The 16,278-nt window shown below is 36.7% G+C and carries 14 protein-coding genes; 6 read left to right on the top strand and 8 right to left on the bottom strand.

The features are described from left to right. Window positions 1-113: 113 nt before the first annotated feature. Entirely contained in the window at window positions 114-2,411 is a 2,298-nt protein-coding gene (ppsA, locus tag EJ01_RS08135; RefSeq protein WP_048081878.1) for a phosphoenolpyruvate synthase, read from the bottom strand. A gap of 13 nt (window positions 2,412-2,424) precedes the next feature. Beyond that, window positions 2,425-2,907, bottom strand: coding sequence for a 50S ribosomal protein L16 (gene rplJ / locus EJ01_RS08130; RefSeq protein ID WP_048081877.1), 483 nt, complete (start codon window positions 2,905-2,907; stop codon window positions 2,425-2,427). Window positions 2,908-3,034: 127 nt separating this feature from the next. Here rplJ and EJ01_RS08125 point away from each other — a divergent pair, with 127 nt between their 5' ends. The 3 genes from EJ01_RS08125 to serS all read left to right on the top strand — a co-directional run bounded on the left by EJ01_RS08125 (window position 3,035) and on the right by serS (window position 5,677). Next, window positions 3,035-3,808: an ATP-binding protein gene (locus EJ01_RS08125; protein ID WP_048081876.1), complete on the top strand. Its 774-nt coding sequence runs from the start codon at window positions 3,035-3,037 to the stop codon at window positions 3,806-3,808. Window positions 3,809-3,823: 15 nt separating this feature from the next. Further along, a complete protein-coding gene (locus EJ01_RS08120) occupies window positions 3,824-4,063 on the top strand; it encodes a KEOPS complex subunit Pcc1 (protein WP_048081875.1) in 240 nt (79 codons plus the stop codon). A 63-nt stretch (window positions 4,064-4,126) separates the two neighbouring features. Further along, window positions 4,127-5,677 (top strand): serine--tRNA ligase, encoded by a 1,551-nt coding sequence (serS, locus tag EJ01_RS08115; protein ID WP_048081874.1) that lies wholly within the window; start codon window positions 4,127-4,129, stop codon window positions 5,675-5,677. A 292-nt stretch (window positions 5,678-5,969) separates the two neighbouring features. Here the strand turns inward: serS and EJ01_RS08110 are convergent, their stop codons facing one another. The 3 genes from EJ01_RS08110 to EJ01_RS08100 form a co-directional block, all read right to left on the bottom strand. Next, window positions 5,970-6,395, bottom strand: a complete 426-nt coding sequence (locus EJ01_RS08110) for a hypothetical protein (RefSeq protein WP_048081873.1) — start codon at window positions 6,393-6,395, stop codon at window positions 5,970-5,972. A gap of 235 nt (window positions 6,396-6,630) precedes the next feature. Further along, window positions 6,631-7,365, bottom strand: coding sequence for a peptidylprolyl isomerase (locus EJ01_RS08105; protein WP_048081872.1), 735 nt, complete (start codon window positions 7,363-7,365; stop codon window positions 6,631-6,633). Next, window positions 7,338-8,456 carry a nucleotidyltransferase family protein gene (locus tag EJ01_RS08100; RefSeq protein ID WP_048081871.1) on the bottom strand — a complete coding sequence of 373 codons (1,119 nt, stop codon included), beginning with the start codon at window positions 8,454-8,456 and terminating at the stop codon, window positions 7,338-7,340. Before EJ01_RS08100 ends, EJ01_RS08105 begins: the two co-directional genes overlap by 28 nt. A gap of 149 nt (window positions 8,457-8,605) precedes the next feature. Between EJ01_RS08100 and EJ01_RS08095 the strand changes: the two genes are divergently transcribed. Genes EJ01_RS08095 through EJ01_RS08085 form a run of 3 tightly spaced genes read left to right on the top strand, consistent with a single transcriptional unit; the run spans window position 8,606 to window position 12,421 of the window. After that, window positions 8,606-10,849 (top strand): phospholipase D-like domain-containing protein, encoded by a 2,244-nt coding sequence (locus EJ01_RS08095; RefSeq protein ID WP_048081870.1) that lies wholly within the window; start codon window positions 8,606-8,608, stop codon window positions 10,847-10,849. 60 nt (window positions 10,850-10,909) lie between these two features. Next, window positions 10,910-12,190: a dihydroorotase gene (locus EJ01_RS08090; RefSeq protein WP_048081869.1), complete on the top strand. Its 1,281-nt coding sequence runs from the start codon at window positions 10,910-10,912 to the stop codon at window positions 12,188-12,190. Between the two features lie 48 nt (window positions 12,191-12,238). After that, window positions 12,239-12,421: a CooT family nickel-binding protein gene (locus EJ01_RS08085; protein WP_048081868.1), complete on the top strand. Its 183-nt coding sequence runs from the start codon at window positions 12,239-12,241 to the stop codon at window positions 12,419-12,421. Between the two features lie 274 nt (window positions 12,422-12,695). Here EJ01_RS08085 and EJ01_RS08080 read toward each other — a convergent pair whose 3' ends face one another. Genes EJ01_RS08080 through EJ01_RS08070 form a run of 3 tightly spaced genes read right to left on the bottom strand, consistent with a single transcriptional unit; the run spans window position 12,696 to window position 16,278 of the window. After that, a complete protein-coding gene (locus EJ01_RS08080; RefSeq protein ID WP_048081867.1) occupies window positions 12,696-13,898 on the bottom strand; it encodes a 4Fe-4S binding protein in 1,203 nt (400 codons plus the stop codon). 22 nt (window positions 13,899-13,920) lie between these two features. After that, complete coding sequence (gene mvhA / locus EJ01_RS08075; RefSeq protein WP_048081866.1) at window positions 13,921-15,339, bottom strand: F420-non-reducing hydrogenase subunit MvhA; 1,419 nt, start codon at window positions 15,337-15,339, stop codon at window positions 13,921-13,923. Then, window positions 15,340-16,278, bottom strand: coding sequence for an NADH-quinone oxidoreductase subunit B family protein (locus EJ01_RS08070; RefSeq protein ID WP_048081865.1), 939 nt, complete (start codon window positions 16,276-16,278; stop codon window positions 15,340-15,342).

The following is a 16,278-nucleotide window of genomic DNA, read 5'->3' as shown; positions in this document are numbered from 1 at the left end:
AAAAATTTATAATTTTTCGAATGCTTCGATTTTTCATGCTTAAAGTCTTTCAGATAACTAAATTTTGAAAAATTCAAACCAATTATAAAAAAAATAAATAAGTAAATGAGTGTTTATTCACTCATCATTTTTCTTGCAGCTTTTAAGACAAGTTTCTTTTCTACTCTCGCTACTGTTTCCCTTACAGTTGCAACTGCGTCTGTATTTGCAGATACGCTTTCAATTCCAGCTTCTACAAGTTTTTCAACTATTTTAGGCATGCTTCCTGCCTGTCCGCAGATACTGGTTTTAACTCCTGCTTCGTTACAGATTTTTATAACGCGAACTAAGAGTTTTAAAACTGCGGGATGTCCTTCAGAGTAAAGTTTTGCAACGTTTTCGTTGTTCCTGTCAATAGCAAGTGTGTACTGAGTAAGGTCGTTTGTTCCAAAGCTTACAAAGTCAAGCCCTTCAGCAATGAAATCTTCAATTATAAGAGCTGCCCCAGGTGTTTCAACCATGATACCGAACTCAATATTTTTTTGAGGTTTAAGTCCAACTTCTTCAGCTATTTGTTTAGCTCTTCTGAGTTCATCAGGATGTTGAACTAGAGGTATCATTATTCCAATGTTGGTGTAGCCCTGTTCATGAAGTTTCTTAATTGCTTTGAATTCAGCCCTTAATATTTCAGGCTCGTCCAGTTCTCTTCTTATACCTCTCCATCCGAGCATAGGGTTATGTTCGTATGGTTCGCCTTCTCCACCTTCCAGAGAAATGAATTCATCTGTAGGTGCGTCGAGAGTCCTGTACCAAACTGGTTTTGGATAGAATTCGTCTGCAACTTTTAAAACATTTTCCACAAGGATTTTTATGAGTTCATCCTCTTTTCCATCATTTATGAACTTTTTAGGGTGTACTCCAGAGGTTAACATCATGTGTTCAGTTCTGAGAAGCCCTACTCCATCTGCACCGGTTGCAGCTGCTTTTTTAGCTGCTTCAGGCATACTGACATTGACTTTAACTTCCGTAACAGTTAAAATAGGTGCCTGTGCAACGGCTGCAGGTTGTTCTTCAGCAGCTTCTTTTTTCCCTGCTTCCTCAAATTTGCCCTTGTAAACTATTCCTTTATTTCCATCGAGAGTTACCATCTCGTTTTCTTTAAGGATTTTTGTTGCGTCTCCGGTTCCAACAACACAGGATATTCCAAGTTCCCTTGAAACAATTGCTGCGTGGCAGGTCACTCCACCTTCATCAGTTATGATTCCGTTTGCCCTTTTCATGGCAGGGACCATATCAGGTGTTGTCATGATTGTAACCAGTATGTCACCGTTTCCTACTTTATCCAGTTCATCTGTGTCTTTTACTATTTTAACAGTACCTGAAGCCATTCCAGGACTTGCACCTAATCCTTTGGTGATTATTGTCCTTTCTTCTCCAGCACCTTCTTTTGCTTCGGTTCCATTGTTCATTCCGAGTGTAGTTATAGGTCTGGACTGGAGCATGAAAACTCTTCCGTTTTCCATTGCCCATTCAGTGTCCTGTGGGAAATCATAGTGTTCCTGAATCCTTGCACCAAGCTTGGTAAGTGCTGCAATTTCTTCATCGCTTAGAACCCTTTTGTTTTTAAGATCTTCTGGAACGTCCAGTTGTACTGTCTTTCCAGCCTCAGGATCCTTTGTAAACATGGTGTTCTTTTCACTTATATTACAGTTAAAGACCTTTCCTGTTTTCTTATCCACCCAATATGTATCAGGTGTAACAGTACCAGATACTACTGCTTCTCCGAGTCCCCATGCAGCTTCAAGTAGTATTTGTTCTTCACCAGTTGATGGGTGAACTGTAAACATCACGCCTGCTTTTTCGGCATTAACCATTTCCTGAACAACTACTGCAATATAAACTTTGGAATGATCAAAATTATTTTCTTCCCTGTAAAAAATAGCTCGGGATTCGAATAAAGATGCCCAGCATTTCTGCACATAAATCAAGACATCTTCTGGGCCCCTAATATTTAAGAATGTATCTTGTTGTCCAGCAAATGAAGCTTCAGGAAGATCTTCTGCTGTTGCAGAAGACCTTATTGCAACAAATGCATTTTCTTTACCAATTCTCTGGCATAATGCATTATAAGCTTCAATTATAGTTGTTCGTATGTCATCAGGTACATACGCTTTCATTATTATTTCTTTTATCCTTGCTGAAGCTCCTTGAAGTTCTTTTGTATCATTTACATCTATAGCATCAAGAATGCTCATTATTTCATCAAAGATACCTGTTTCTTTTATAAATTTATCGTAGGTTTCAGAGGTTATAACAAATCCCGGAGGTACATTAATTCCGGCATTTGTTAATTCTCCCAGGTTTGCACCTTTTCCACCTGCAACATCCACATCCTCTTTACCTAGTTCTTCAAAAAATTCGACAAGCTTCATGCTAAACACTCTTCTATTTAATTAGTTCTTCGCCCTTATCAACAACAATTCTACATGGAACAGGGAATTTCATTGCAGCTCTTTTTAATGCCATTTTTGCATCTTTGAAGTATCTTTTGTTTGTGTGTATTGTTATAATCTTTTGGCCGGCATCCACAATTGCAACGGAGCTTACTGGTTTTCCGAATGCTTTTCTCATACCGTCCTGAACCCTGTCAGCACCTGCACCGGTTGCCATTGGGTTTTCACGCACTATGTGGTGTGGGTACACCCTTATTTTAAGATGGTAACCCATTCTACCTGCCCTTCGCTGCATATACTTGTTTGAAGCGATCCTTGCTGCTTCTAATGCATTGTGAGATAATTGTGTCGGTTTTTTAACCGCCAGACTTACAGTCAAAGGGAATTCTGCTGAAAGGTTCCCCATATCATATTGAACTATCCTGGAGCCAGGAATTTTTCTTATATAGTCTTTTCTTGTGTATGCTCTAGTCATTAATAATCCTCCTCTATAACTTTCTTAGGTCTATAACTTAATAAATCTTCCATCCTATATATACAATGATCACATAAAGAAATAGTAGTTACCTTTGATATACGGTCATGTATATAGGTGAAATTATATGAAAATTGCAATAACTGGAAAAGGAGGGGTCGGTAAAACAACCCTTTCTGGTACATTAGCATGTATATTGTCACAACGTTATAAAGTATTCGCTATAGATGCAGATCCAGACATGAACCTTGCATCAAGTCTTGGGATCACGGAACCAATCACCCCAATATCCAAGATGAAGGATCTTATAAAAGAAAGAACAGGTGCAGAATCTGGATCATCGTTTGGAGAAGTTTTTAAGATGAACCCAAAGATAAGCGACCTTCCAGAATCTTTATCTATAAATTATGACAATGAAGGCAATTTAAAACTCCTTGTAATGGGTACCATTGACAAGGGAGGCGAAGGCTGTATCTGCCCTGCATCTGTGCTTCTTAAAGCACTTATGCGAAATTTGATTCTTAAAAAAGATGAATTTATTATACTTGACATGGAAGCAGGGATAGAACATCTTGGTAGAAAAACTGCTGAAGCAGTTGATTTAATGATCATCGTTGTTGAACCAGGACTTAAATCCATTGAAACTGCAGCAAGGATTAAAAAACTTGCAAGTGATATTGGTATCCCCAAACTTGCATGTGTTATAAATAAAGTGTCCAATGAAACAGAAGAAAACTTTGCAACTCAAAAAATTAAAGAACTCGGGCTTGAAGTTATTGGCACTATTCCAAGGGACGAAGAAGTTATAAGGGCAGATATGGAAGGACATCCCCTTGCTAAGTATCCTGACTCGGCAGCTTTTAAATCAATAGCAAAAATTGCAGAAATTATTTTAAGTTAAGTTAGAAGGTAAAATATGCAAATTGAATCTACGGTTATTTTCACGTATGAAACAGGAGAAGAAGCCAAAATAGCTTTAGGATCACTTAAACCAGACAATATGGGTTTTATTGAATCACATGTTGAAAATAACAGTCTTATATGTAAATTAGATTCAGAATCACTTCGAACTACTCTTGCAACGGTAGATGATATTCTTTTTTGCGAGATGATGGCCGAAAAAGTGATTGATTTTACAAAAGAAGAAACTAAATAATCTAAAAATAAAACATAATTTATATTTTATTTATAATTACAGTTTTTAAAAAGGTGAAATTACATGAAATTCACTCTTAAAGGAGAAATAGTATTCAGTAAAGAAGCAGAAGATGCACGTAACGATATAGGAGAATTTATAAACCACGCTAATAATGAAATATTCTTAAAAGGAGTACCAGAAGAGCAGAAACAGGACGCATCCCAGATAGTAAACTGGGATTTAATTGGAAACACTTTGAAGGTTGAAATGGCATCTGGGAGACGTGGAAGAGCACATGATGCATTATTACGTGTTAAAAAACCACTCACTCAACTTTTAGGTAAGCAGTACCGTTTAGGTGTGCGAAAAATAATTGTAAATTATTATAAAATTGAGATACCCACTGAAGAAAAAGTAGATCTGAAAGATGTTCCTTATGTGGACAACTACGAAGTTAAAGAGGATGAAGTAGTTCTCGAATTTAAAGATCTGGAAGAAGGGGACTTAAGAAACCACACCATTGATAGGGTTATTAAACACGTGACAGGTGCCATTGCAAGTTCCATTCCTGAAGCAGAATGCGGCCCTTCAGACATACTCACCAAGCAGGTGACTAAAGTTGAGCCAGGCACAATTTTAGGAAAAAGTTGCATGCAGAAATATTTCTTTGAAGGAGACCCGACTGAAGAAGCTGCTAGACTTGGATGGGTTAAAAAATTCCCGGGCAAAGGTCAGTGGTTCTACGCACCACCGCTTGTGGCGCTTCAGCATGCATTAGAAGAGATATTTGTAGAAAAACTCATTGAAAAGCTTGATTTTGAGGAATGTCTGTTTCCAAAACTCATTCCAATTCCAGTGATGGAAAAGATGAAATACTTAGAAGGTCTTCCTGAAGGGATGTACTACTGTTCCGCGCCAAAAAGAGACCCAGAAGTATTTGATAAATTCCGCAGTGAGCTTGAAATCAAACGTGAAGTCCCAATTGACCTCTTGAAGGAAGGTTTAAAGGATCCTTCTTATGTACTGGCCCCAGCACAGTGTGAGCCGTTCTATGAATTTTTAAGCCACCAGGTTGTGGATGAAAAGGACCTCCCAATTAAATTCTTTGACAGGAGCGGTTGGACATACCGTTGGGAAGGTGGGGGAGCTAAAGGTCTGGATAGAGTCCACGAATTCCAGCGTATAGAACTTGTATGGCTTGGAACACCTGAGCAGTGTAATGAAATAAGGGATCAAACCGTTGAAATTTCCCATCAGATCGCTGATGATCTGGAACTTGATTGGTACACAGAAGTAGGGGACGATCCGTTCTACCTTGAAGGCAGAAAAGTTGAAAACCGCGGAATTGAATTCCCAGATATTCCTAAAAAAGAAATGAGACTCAATGTGCCGGGTCAAGAGAAAGGAGTTGCAATCGTATCTGCAAACATCCACGGAACCCACTTTGTGGAAGGATTTTCAATAAAAGAAACCCACAACCACGGAGTATGGACCGGATGTACAGGTATTGGTTTAACCCGTATTGTGTTTGGTTTCCTTGCACAGAAAGGTTTCGACCCTGAAAACTGGCCTGAAGATGTTAGAAAAAGGTTTAAAAAAGTTAAAGTGCCAAAAATACTTACCTGGCCTTAAACATTCTATTTTTTTCTTCTTTTTTACCTAAAAATCTACATCCCTTATTTAAGTTTAAAATAGCAATGATCAATCTAAAAACATTAATAGTAGGATTTTTTACAGCAGTGGTTGTAGTCATATTGCTATCTATCACAATTAGAGATAGATTAAACAGGAAAAATGCGGTTAAAAAGAGAAAAGAAATGAGTGCTCGAAAATTTAAAAAGAAAAATCGCTGATTATCTCTAATTAAAGTCTAAGAACAAGTACCTAACACCAATTACTACTATTTTTTGCGAATAACCAGTTTCTAAGCTTTCTTATCTCCATTTTGCGGATCGTAGTAACCGTCGCCGCCGCAGAATTTACATCGGGTTCCACCAGTTCCATGGCATGCAGGGCAGATAATCTCACCAGTTCCATGGCAGTAGGGACAGATAGTTCCATTTTTACATTCGCCAGTCCCATTACATGCTTTACAAACTAGAACACCCGTTCCATTACATTTCAAGCACATATCCTGCCGACACCATCCGGTACCTGCACATGCACCACATATTTCTCTTTTGGGAGAAGATATATAATTGTTATTTTCCATAGCTGCTGCTGGAATCAAATTACTGTTGTTAGTCTTTAATGAAGGAGTAGTTCCACCAGTTTGTGACATAGCGTATCCTGAAACACTTAATATTGAAATTATGATGACGATTAAACCTATAAAAAGTTTTTTGGCCATAAAAAAATCTCCTATTATTAAAAATTTTATAATTAGTATTATATAAAAATTAATATTTACCTTTATCGATTTTTACATCAAAAGTGAGGAATATAAAGATCAAACTATAAATAAAAACTATAATTACACTTTTAAAAAAAAATTAAAAGAATCCATCAAGTAATGGACTTAAAAAATTATATATAAAATTTATAATAAAAAATAAAAGAAATTATTGAACTTTAAAGCAGAGAAATTATTCTTCTGCTTCAGTTTCTTCTTCTTTTTCTTCTGCAGTGTTTACTTTTTTCTCAAATACATCCACAAATTCGACCCTGTCTATGCCCATATTGTCCCATATATCCCTTGCAATCCTGAATTTTGCGTAGGTGATCTGGTTGTCGAATTTAGCCATTTCATTGAGGTAGATCATTACTTTTCCGTCTTCCATTTTTACTTCATGGTCTTCAGGTTTTATATTTGGGTTAGGGTACTGGAGCTCTATGATTCCGTATACTTTTTCAGTGTCGTCTTCGATTATTTTTTCAACTTCCACGTCATATACTAATGTTTTTCCAGCAAATTCATGGTTGAAGTCTACGGTTACTCTTCCACCACTTATGCTCCTTATTTTACCGTTGTGTCCTTCTAATGTGATATTCATACCTTTTTGAGGTCTAATGTTCTGTTTTTTGAACTCACTCATTGGTATAAGCTGTGTTAATTTTGGGTCCCTTACTCCAAATCCTTCTTCTGGAGGTACTTCGATTGATTTAGCTTCACCTACTTCCATGCCAACTAAACCTTTGTCAAGACCTTTTAATACGTGTCCTACTCCTACAGCGATTGGGATTGGACCGAATGTTTTGTTTTCAGTGACAAGTCCTGCTTCTTCAGCTACTTCTTCACTTGTTGTATCAAATATATCACCGGTTTCCTGAACTTTTCCAGTGTATTTAAGCCTTATAAAATCTCCTTCTTTGATTGCCATATTTCTATCCTCCTTGTGGGTATATTATTTTTAAAATTTTTAAGTGTGTCCTTATCCTTAAAGTTTAACACGCGGATAACGGATGGATACTTATCAATATATGAGGATACTGTTTTTTTATCTATTCTTGCTTCCAGAGATGATAAAATTCTATTTTTATAGTGCCTGCTGAAACCCCATGAAATACATTCTTCTATATCAGCCATATTTTTAAACGGCCTGTTTTTTATGAGGTTTTCTACAGTTTTATCATCTAAAAGTGCAAGCGATTTTAAATATTCTCCTGATCCTTCATTTACAAGTTCAATTATGCCTTCTTCATCTCGACAGTTATGAAGGGGAGCCCTTTCACGTGCCATTTCCCTGTTTAAAACTTCAATAGTTTCAGGGGGCAGCATATCTTCAACAGAACTTAAATTTCTTTTTAAAACAGCTTCTCTAATTTTAGTGCCACTCACTCCTTCAATACGTGGTACGAAGATGAATTTATCTTTGAAATCAAAATTTATCTTTTTAAGGGACCTTGAAAGAGATACAATGACATAATTATCTTCATGAAGTTTACCCTTAATTAAAACCTCTTTTGTATCCATATCAATTATTTTGTAGGGTTTTGGAGCTACTCCTTTTCCATCTGAGATTCTATGGAGTATCTCTTGAAAACCTTGAACCGGTTTATAACCCCTAGGAATATAATCTGCATTCAATGCTTTAAAAGTCTTTGCAAGACATAACGAATATTGACCAGAACCCATTATACCCATTGGAGGGCCTTCTATGACTACATCTGCCCCAACGGCCACCGCAGAATCCGCCCTTGCATGGCGTGACATGATATATGGCAGCCCCCTGCCGCTTCGCTCAAATAGCCCTGGAACTACTGCAACAAAGATTCCATTCTCAACTTTTTCCTTTGCCTTCAGCATGCAGTGCCTGTGACCCATATGCAGTGGAGAATATTCTGTAAAGTCTGCAATTATTTTAAATTCGTTTTCATGCTCCACGTATTCCTGATTCTTTTTTACATCCTCAAATAAGAGTTTTCGATCCCGCTCTATAAAATCTCTGACAAATTCCTGTTTTGAAGGCATGCCATTATCTATCTAACTTCAAGATAAATTAATTATTCCCAATGATCAATTTAATATATATGCCAATTAACGATTTATCAAGCAAATTGTACGCATTGATAAAATGAACTAGAGGATCCATACACATCAAAAACATAATAAGTGATTTTATGGAAAACACACGAGAAAATAAGATTTATGGACATCTAATTGATGAAAATAAGAAGCCTTTAGCTAATTTAAAAGCTAAAGCGTCTGAATATTCATTTTTAAAAAATAAAGAACTTGGATCATCTATTTCTGATACTAACGGTAATTTTCAAATTAAATACTATACTGAACCAGAATCATATGATAAAATAAATATAAAACTAGACATTCTTATAGATAATGAAATTATAATGTCTAAATCAAGAGAAAATGCTCCATATATTCTCGATTTCGAAGATTTAGAAATAAACAAGGGCAATATTGGCATTAAAGGCAGAGTTATAGACGAAAAAGGAAATCCAGTAGCAGGATTAGCAGTTGTAGCAGAGGATGTTGATTTTGGAAAAATAAAATTAAATGCTATGCGTTTAGTAGAATCTAAAGTTAAATCATTTGTACCTTCAGACATAGGTTTAACTGGTTCTTTACAATTCATAAAGGACAAATATAAAGGGCTCTTCTTTTTAGAAGATGATCTTTTAGGGCACACAATTACTGATGATGATGGATATTACACGATACTTTATCCACAAAACAAATACAGGGAAATTGCAGATAAAGAACCGGATATAAGAGTTATTATTAAAGATAAACTGGGAGCATTTGAAATTTTAAAGACAAAAATTCATGAAAATGTGAAAAGTACCATAAAATACATGGATGACACTGTAATAAATCGGGGTAGAATAGATGGATGGTTCGTTACATTGGAAAATACGTCACCATCCAGACTTACCACTAATAATAGTTTTGAAACTTTAATAGATAACGAAAAGACACTGAAAAAAATAGTAAATTCAATAGATAACGCTAAATCATATATTTATTTAACTCAATTTGCTTTTTATCCAGATTTTACCCCCAAATTTTTTAAATTGGAGGATGATGAAACATATGAAAAGGATAAATCCCTTGTCGATAAACTTTTAGATGCTGAAAGTAGAGGTGTTGAGGTTAAAATTATAATAAATGAAAATATGGTTATTCCAGATAACTATGATGAACTCCATAACTATTTTAAAGACAGTAATGTGAGTGTCAGGAGATTTCCTGCAAGAGGGCCTTATGCAATGCATGCTAAAGTGATGGTTGTCGATGGAAAAGAAGCATTTATCTTGGGCTCTCCTTTTAGTCAGGCTTACTGGGATACTAACCAACATTTAGTTAATGAACCCCGCCGTGGAGAAAAAAATGAAGGCCCTGTTCATGATGTTTCAATATATTTAAATGGTGAAGCGATAGGATATATTGAGGAATTTTTCATTGAGCTCTGGAATTATCTTTCAGATCTCCATTTCAATGGTAAAGATAAAATTTTAAAAAATAAATCTTTAAATTTAGAAAACACGTCCAAAAATGATTTAAATGACATAATAAATCAAAATAAAGCGTTTAAATATAACAATGAAGCCCTTCAGATTGTGAGATCAATTACTCCACGTACAGTAAATGATAAAGGAGAAAGAGGAGTTCTTGAAGCATATAGAAGAGCGATTACTAATGCAGAAGACTTTATTTACCTTGAAAATCAATATTTTACCAATAAATATATTGTCAGCGCTTTAAAAAATGCCCTTGATCATAATCCGGAATTACAGTTAATTATGGTGATTAATGAGGTTCCGGATGTTCCAAGCTACAGAACATGGCAACATTATGGCTTCCAATTAATGGGAATGGATCTAGAAAAATCCGTATTGGATCATCCTAGAATTGGCATATATTCCTTATGGTCCGGCGGATTTCAAAATGGAAAGAACAAATTGAGACATTGTTATGTGCACAGTAAGGTCGCAATCGTGGATGACATATGGGCAACTATAGGCTCTTCTAATTTAGATGGTTCTTCCCTCAGCTGTGCTGAAGAATTTGGCAGCCATGATAGTTCAACAAATTACCTTAATATGGAAATGAATGCATCATTTTTTGATTTTAATAAGCCAAAAAGAGGCACTATAAAAAAATTCCGGCAAGAACTATGGAACGAACATTTAGGAACAGATATCAGCACATATTCAAGACCCGGAAATGGATGGCTTGATCTATGGAAAAAAACGGTTTATGAAAACATTGAAAAATTGGAAAGTGAAAAAATTAATTTTTATGGGGATGCTTTACCGTACAGCCCTAAAAGAAATGTTGAAGAACAGATCAAAGATTTAATAGAAAAATATAGAAGGATAAAAGGAAGATTCAACTTATAATTATTAAAAAGGAGAATTAACTTAAATTAAATTTAGTATTCATATTTATGAGGTGCCAGAATGGTTGATTTATGCCTTAAAAACTGTAAACTTGTCCCTGAAAATATAGAGTGCTCTGTAGGAATTGAAAATGGTAAAATTGTATCTATTACAAAGATAGCTCCAAAAAGCGAAGAAGAAATAGATATTAAAAGAAATATAGTTTTACCCGGGCTTATAGATTCCCATGTACATTTTAGAGACCCGGGATTTCCCGAAAAGGAAACATTTAAAACTGGATCAATTGCTGCAGCATGCGGAGGTTTTACGACGGTGCTGGACATGCCAAATACTAATCCTCCAACCAACACTAAAAAAGAATTTCTTGAAAAGCTTAAAATAGCAGAGAAAAAGAGTGTTGTTGATTTTGGGCTGCATGCTGGTGTAGATGATGCCCTCGAAATTAAAAAGATTGCGGAGCTTAAACCTGCCTCATTTAAGATATACATGGACCTGATTGACGATGAACATCTGCTGGATATTTTTACAGAAATTAAAAGGTTACCTGAAGATCATCTGATATCTGTACACGCTGAAGATAAAGATACAGTGAAAGAATGCACAGATAAAATGAAATCAAACGGCAGTATAGATCCTGAAATTTATGCAGATGCGCGGCCGCCTCTTGCAGAAGATATCGCAGTTTTAAAAGCCACATCCCTGGCAAAACAGCTCAACTCAAGCATCCACATTTGCCATGTGAGCACTAAAAAATCTCTTGATATAATTCAAGAAGCTAAAGGCGAAAACTGCAGAGTTACATCAGAGATAACTCCTCATCATCTGCTTTTAGATGCATCTTATTTTAAAAAATGTGGAAACATTGCAAAAACCAATCCCCCACTTCGAGATAAAAAATATGCCTTAGGGGTTAATGAACTGGAGAAAATAGACGTAATAGGAACCGATCACGCCCCCCACACCATACCTGAAAAAGAAAAAATAGTATGGGAAGCTCCATCAGGTATCCCCAATCTTGAAACAACTTTACCGCTGCTTTTAACTGAAGTAAATCAAAATAAAATGACTTTTGGAGATATTAAAAGGCTCTTATGCGAAAAGCCAGCTGAAATATTCAACTTCAAAAATAAGGGCAAAATTGCAGAAGGAATGGATGCAGACTTTGTTGTGGTGGATATGAAAAAAGAAGGTATAATAAACCCTGATGAATTCAAGACAAAGGCAAAATATTCTCCATTTAAAGGATTTAAAGTTAAGGGCATGCCTGTTATGACAGTAGTCCGTGGGAATGTTGTTATGGATAATGGAGAAGTTTTTGAAAATAGTGGAAAAATTGTATAATAGTAAATAAAAAATTACATTAAAAATATAACTACGAGTGGTGATAAAATGTGCGAATCAACAGTTTACTCAACCGACGGCAATAAGATAATGGAAGATGCGTTGTTTATAAAAATTGATGGTGAAAACATAGGGCTTACAGATATATTAGGCACTAGAAAAGACATTAATGGAACAATAGTTGAAATTGACCTTGACAAACATGCCATTTATGTTAAATTAAGTGAATAATCCTTTATTTTTTAAGTATAATCCATATATTCTTTTTTTTAGATAAACCTTTTTAATTTTTGTTAATTAATGAGATTTATGTATCTTAATGTAAGTTAAAGATAAAAAGAATTATTATCGGACTTATTTTTCAAGTGTATTATTTTCATAAATCTAAATCCAAAAAAGCTCAGTTAAATTATTTTAGAATTGAATTAAAAATTAGAAAAAACACGAATTTAATATTTAAAAATAAATGAGTGGGGTGGAATAAATCCACCTTTAAAAAACATTCTTATTTTATAGATAATGCTGTGTTTGGACAGTGTTCAACACATTTTTCGCAGAGTACACAGTACCCTTTGATTGGCATTTTCTTGTCGCCTGTGAGTTCCAGCATGTTGTATGGGCATACTTCGATACATTCGCCGCATTCATCACAAATGGATGGGCTGAATTCGATTCTATCCCTTTTAACAATTTCGCCGTTAACTTCTTTGTCGATCTGTGTTACTCTAAGAGCTCCAGTAGGACATGTTGATGCACATGCTCCACATCTTGTACACATTTCGTAAGATTCGCCTGGTTCTACTCTTATAGCTCCAGTAGGACATACTGGGGCACAGCTGCCGTCCAGTATACAGAGTTCTTCGTTTCTAACGAGTCCTTCTTCTGATGCTGGTTTTGCAGGTCCGAGTTCGACTTCGAGATTAATTGCTTCAACTGGGCACATTTTTGCACAGAGTCCACATGCTGCACAGATTTCAGGAAGTTCCACTGAAAGGTCTGCTGCCTTGGCTTCTATAAAGTCACCAGGACATGCTTCGACACATACATTACATCCGATACATGCATCTTTGTTGAGATCAAATGCTACTATATCTTTGGTCCTTTTGACTGGTTCTTTACCTGAAATGTAAACTGCATTCCATGGGCATGTTTGAGAACATACTCCACATTTTATACATGCATCTTCATCAATGTTGATTACTTCCCCAGTTTCAGAAAGGGTAATAGCGTCTACTGGACATTCTTCTACACACATTCCACAGCCAACACAGCCTGAAACATATATAGGTCCGGTGATGTCTTTTTCAATTACTTTAGGTTCTTTGACCCCTTCTATACCAATGACTTCTACTGGACAAACATCCACACATTTCTGGCACATTACACAGAATCCGTGTAAAGGCATTGTTGTCTGGACTTTTCCTTCATCCATTTTAAGTACATTTGGAGGGCAGACATCTACGCAGTCACCACACTGGTTACATGCTGAAGGACTAAATACTATGCGAGTCTGAGTTTTGCCAGTGTCCCCAATTGGCATTTCTTCTGCTTTGAGGGCACCTGTTGAACAGGCTGCTACACATTTTGGTTCGCCAGAACAGAGATCACAGAAAATAACATCTTCAGGTGTTACTGAGATTGCTTCTGTTGGGCATACACCTTGACAAGCTCCGCACTTGATACATCCTTCTTTGTTTACTACTATCATTTTTTTTCACCCTTAAATGGTTTTAAAGTTTGTTTATTAAGTGTCCTTCACTGTCGTATACTTCAAGGGTTGAAAGTTTCATTTGACTGTCGATTTCGTGGGTTGCACAGGATAGACATGGGTCGTATGCTCTTATTACCATCTCCATTAGGTTGAAAATACTGTCATCTACTTCTACACCAGGTTTAATGTAGTCTTTAGCAACTTTCTGGATACCCATTTCCATGGATGGGTTGTTCTGGATGGTTGCAACTACTATGTTTGCTTTAGTGACAAGTCCATTTTCATCTGCAGCATAGTGGTGAGTTAAAGTTCCCCTTGGTGCTTCAACAATTCCTATACCTTCACCAGCTGTTTTCTCAAGAGAGTCTTGCCATTTTTGTCCGGATAAATCCTGATCTAAAGTATCAGCAGCGAGTTCAGCACATGCGAGTAACTCTATGAGTCTTGCCCAGTGGAATAAAAGTGGTTCCTGAGCGTAGCCGAATGTTTTTCTGAATTCGTTGAGGTAATCTTGAGCTTTAGGTGCAGCATCAGGCATTTTGTCTACAACGTTTAACCTTGAGAGAGGTGCAACTCTGTAGATACCTTCTGGGTAACCTAAATCTTTCAGGTATGGGAATTTCAGGTAGGAGTATGGTTTTGTTTTTTCTGCGATGTAGTCCAGGTAATTTTCAGGAGCAAATTCTGCGTAAGGGTTACCTTCTGCATCTTTAACTCTTACATCACCGTGGTAAACATCCCATACACCGTCGTTTACAAGACCTGTGTGGTAAGTTTTAACGTAACCAAGTTCTTTAACAAGGTCTAAGTTTTCTTCAAAGATTGGAATTGCAGTCTGGATTGTAGCGTCTGCTAATTCAACGTTTCTTTGAGCTTTTGCCAGTAAGTCTTTTTGAGTTTCATCATCAAGCTCTGTGGATATTCCACCAGGTAAGTTTGATGTTGGGTGAATTGGTCTTCCACCAGTAGCTTTGACTATTGAAAGAGCGTTTTTCCTGAGTTCTATTGCCTGTAAAGCTAATTCAGGTGCATCTTTAATGATCTGGAAAACGTTTCTTGTTTTCCTGTCTTTTCCTGCTATAAAGTCAGGAGCTGCGAGGAAGTAGAAGTGAAGTGCGTGGGAGTGCATGTATGAACCCCAGTTCATGAGTTCCCTCATTTTGTATGCTGCTGGGAGAACATCATCCTGAGTGAAACCAAAGATACCGTCAACAGCTTTGGTAGCTGCAAGGTGGTGCTGTACATCACATATACCACAGATCCTTGGTACTATCCTTGGTACGTCTTCAATTTGTCTTCCTTGTAAGAATTTTTCAAATCCACGGAATTCCATAACGTGGAGTTTGGTATCTTGAACGTTTCCTGCATCGTCGAGTTGTACGGTAATTTTAGCGTGACCTTCAATTCTTGTTACAGGTTCAAGTGTTAATTTAACCATCTATTTACCCTCCTGTTTCCTCATTCTCATAGGTACTAATGAAGCTGGAAGTGTGAATGTGTAGAAAGTTCCAACTACATCGTCAAGCTGATCTGCAACTGTTTCTGGATCAATAGTTTTATCAGATTCAACACCGAAGTCAGACCCAATCGCACTGATCATTTTTGCACCCTGGTCAACTACATTTCCAGTTGGTCCGTAGCAACCTCTACAAGGTACAGCTATACTTGGGCATTCTGCTCCACAGAGTGAAACTGTTGCAGGTCCCATACAGACTAATCCCTGAGTTACTAAACATACGTCTTCTTCTGGTTTTCCAAGTTCGAACTGCCTTTTAATTTCTTCCATTGCCAGTCCTTCAGGTGGTTTTTCTCTTGGACAAACTTCACAGAGGTTTGTTGCTGGTAATTCAAGAGGTTCACCTTTGAGTAAAGACATAACTGCTTGTGCAACAATGTCAGATCTTGGTGGGCATCCTGGTAAGTTTAAATCTACTTTTATAACATCGCCAAGTGGCCTTACCCTGCTTTCAAAGGTAGGTACATCTTCAGATGGTAAGACCCCTTCTGGGTTTACGTTACTTGGACAGGTTATGTAAGCTTCGTTTAAGAGCTCTTCGTTGGTACATAAGTTTCCGAGCCCTGGAATTCCTCCATATACTGCGCATGTACCATATGCTATGACGAAATCAGCTTTTTCTCTGATTTTTTCAGCCATTTCATGGTTTTCGTCGTTTCGGATTCCTCCTTCGACGAGAGCAACGTTTACTTCTGGAATTTCATCATATTTTACATCCATTAAAACAGGGCTGTGTTCAAAATCAGCAAGTTCCATAACGTCTATAAGTGCTTCGTTTATATCTGCAAGCGCTAAGTGACAGCCGGAACATCCTGAGAGCCATGTTGTTAATATTTTGACTTTTTGACCTTCTTCTGCCAT

This window comes from Methanobacterium veterum (assembly GCF_000745485.1).
GTDB classification, from domain to species: domain Archaea; phylum Methanobacteriota; class Methanobacteria; order Methanobacteriales; family Methanobacteriaceae; genus Methanobacterium_D; species Methanobacterium_D veterum.
This window is presented reverse-complemented; position numbering and strand designations above follow the sequence as displayed.

What these genes read in the sequence shown, in the direction of transcription:
- ppsA (WP_048081878.1), bottom strand. Translation starts at nt 2,411, where the DNA reads ATGAAGCTTGTCGAATTTTTTGAAGAACTAGGTAAAGAGGATGTGGAT.
- rplJ (WP_048081877.1), bottom strand. Translation starts at nt 2,907, where the DNA reads ATGACTAGAGCATACACAAGAAAAGACTATATAAGAAAAATTCCTGGC.
- EJ01_RS08125 (WP_048081876.1), top strand. Translation starts at nt 3,035, where the DNA reads ATGAAAATTGCAATAACTGGAAAAGGAGGGGTCGGTAAAACAACCCTT.
- EJ01_RS08120 (WP_048081875.1), top strand. Translation starts at nt 3,824, where the DNA reads ATGCAAATTGAATCTACGGTTATTTTCACGTATGAAACAGGAGAAGAA.
- serS (WP_048081874.1), top strand. Translation starts at nt 4,127, where the DNA reads ATGAAATTCACTCTTAAAGGAGAAATAGTATTCAGTAAAGAAGCAGAA.
- EJ01_RS08110 (WP_048081873.1), bottom strand. Translation starts at nt 6,395, where the DNA reads ATGGCCAAAAAACTTTTTATAGGTTTAATCGTCATCATAATTTCAATA.
- EJ01_RS08105 (WP_048081872.1), bottom strand. Translation starts at nt 7,365, where the DNA reads ATGGCAATCAAAGAAGGAGATTTTATAAGGCTTAAATACACTGGAAAA.
- EJ01_RS08100 (WP_048081871.1), bottom strand. Translation starts at nt 8,456, where the DNA reads ATGCCTTCAAAACAGGAATTTGTCAGAGATTTTATAGAGCGGGATCGA.
- EJ01_RS08095 (WP_048081870.1), top strand. Translation starts at nt 8,606, where the DNA reads ATGGAAAACACACGAGAAAATAAGATTTATGGACATCTAATTGATGAA.
- EJ01_RS08090 (WP_048081869.1), top strand. Translation starts at nt 10,910, where the DNA reads ATGGTTGATTTATGCCTTAAAAACTGTAAACTTGTCCCTGAAAATATA.
- EJ01_RS08085 (WP_048081868.1), top strand. Translation starts at nt 12,239, where the DNA reads ATGTGCGAATCAACAGTTTACTCAACCGACGGCAATAAGATAATGGAA.
- EJ01_RS08080 (WP_048081867.1), bottom strand. Translation starts at nt 13,898, where the DNA reads ATGATAGTAGTAAACAAAGAAGGATGTATCAAGTGCGGAGCTTGTCAA.
- mvhA (WP_048081866.1), bottom strand. Translation starts at nt 15,339, where the DNA reads ATGGTTAAATTAACACTTGAACCTGTAACAAGAATTGAAGGTCACGCT.
- EJ01_RS08070 (WP_048081865.1), bottom strand. Translation starts at nt 16,278, where the DNA reads ATGGCAGAAGAAGGTCAAAAAGTCAAAATATTAACAACATGGCTCTCA.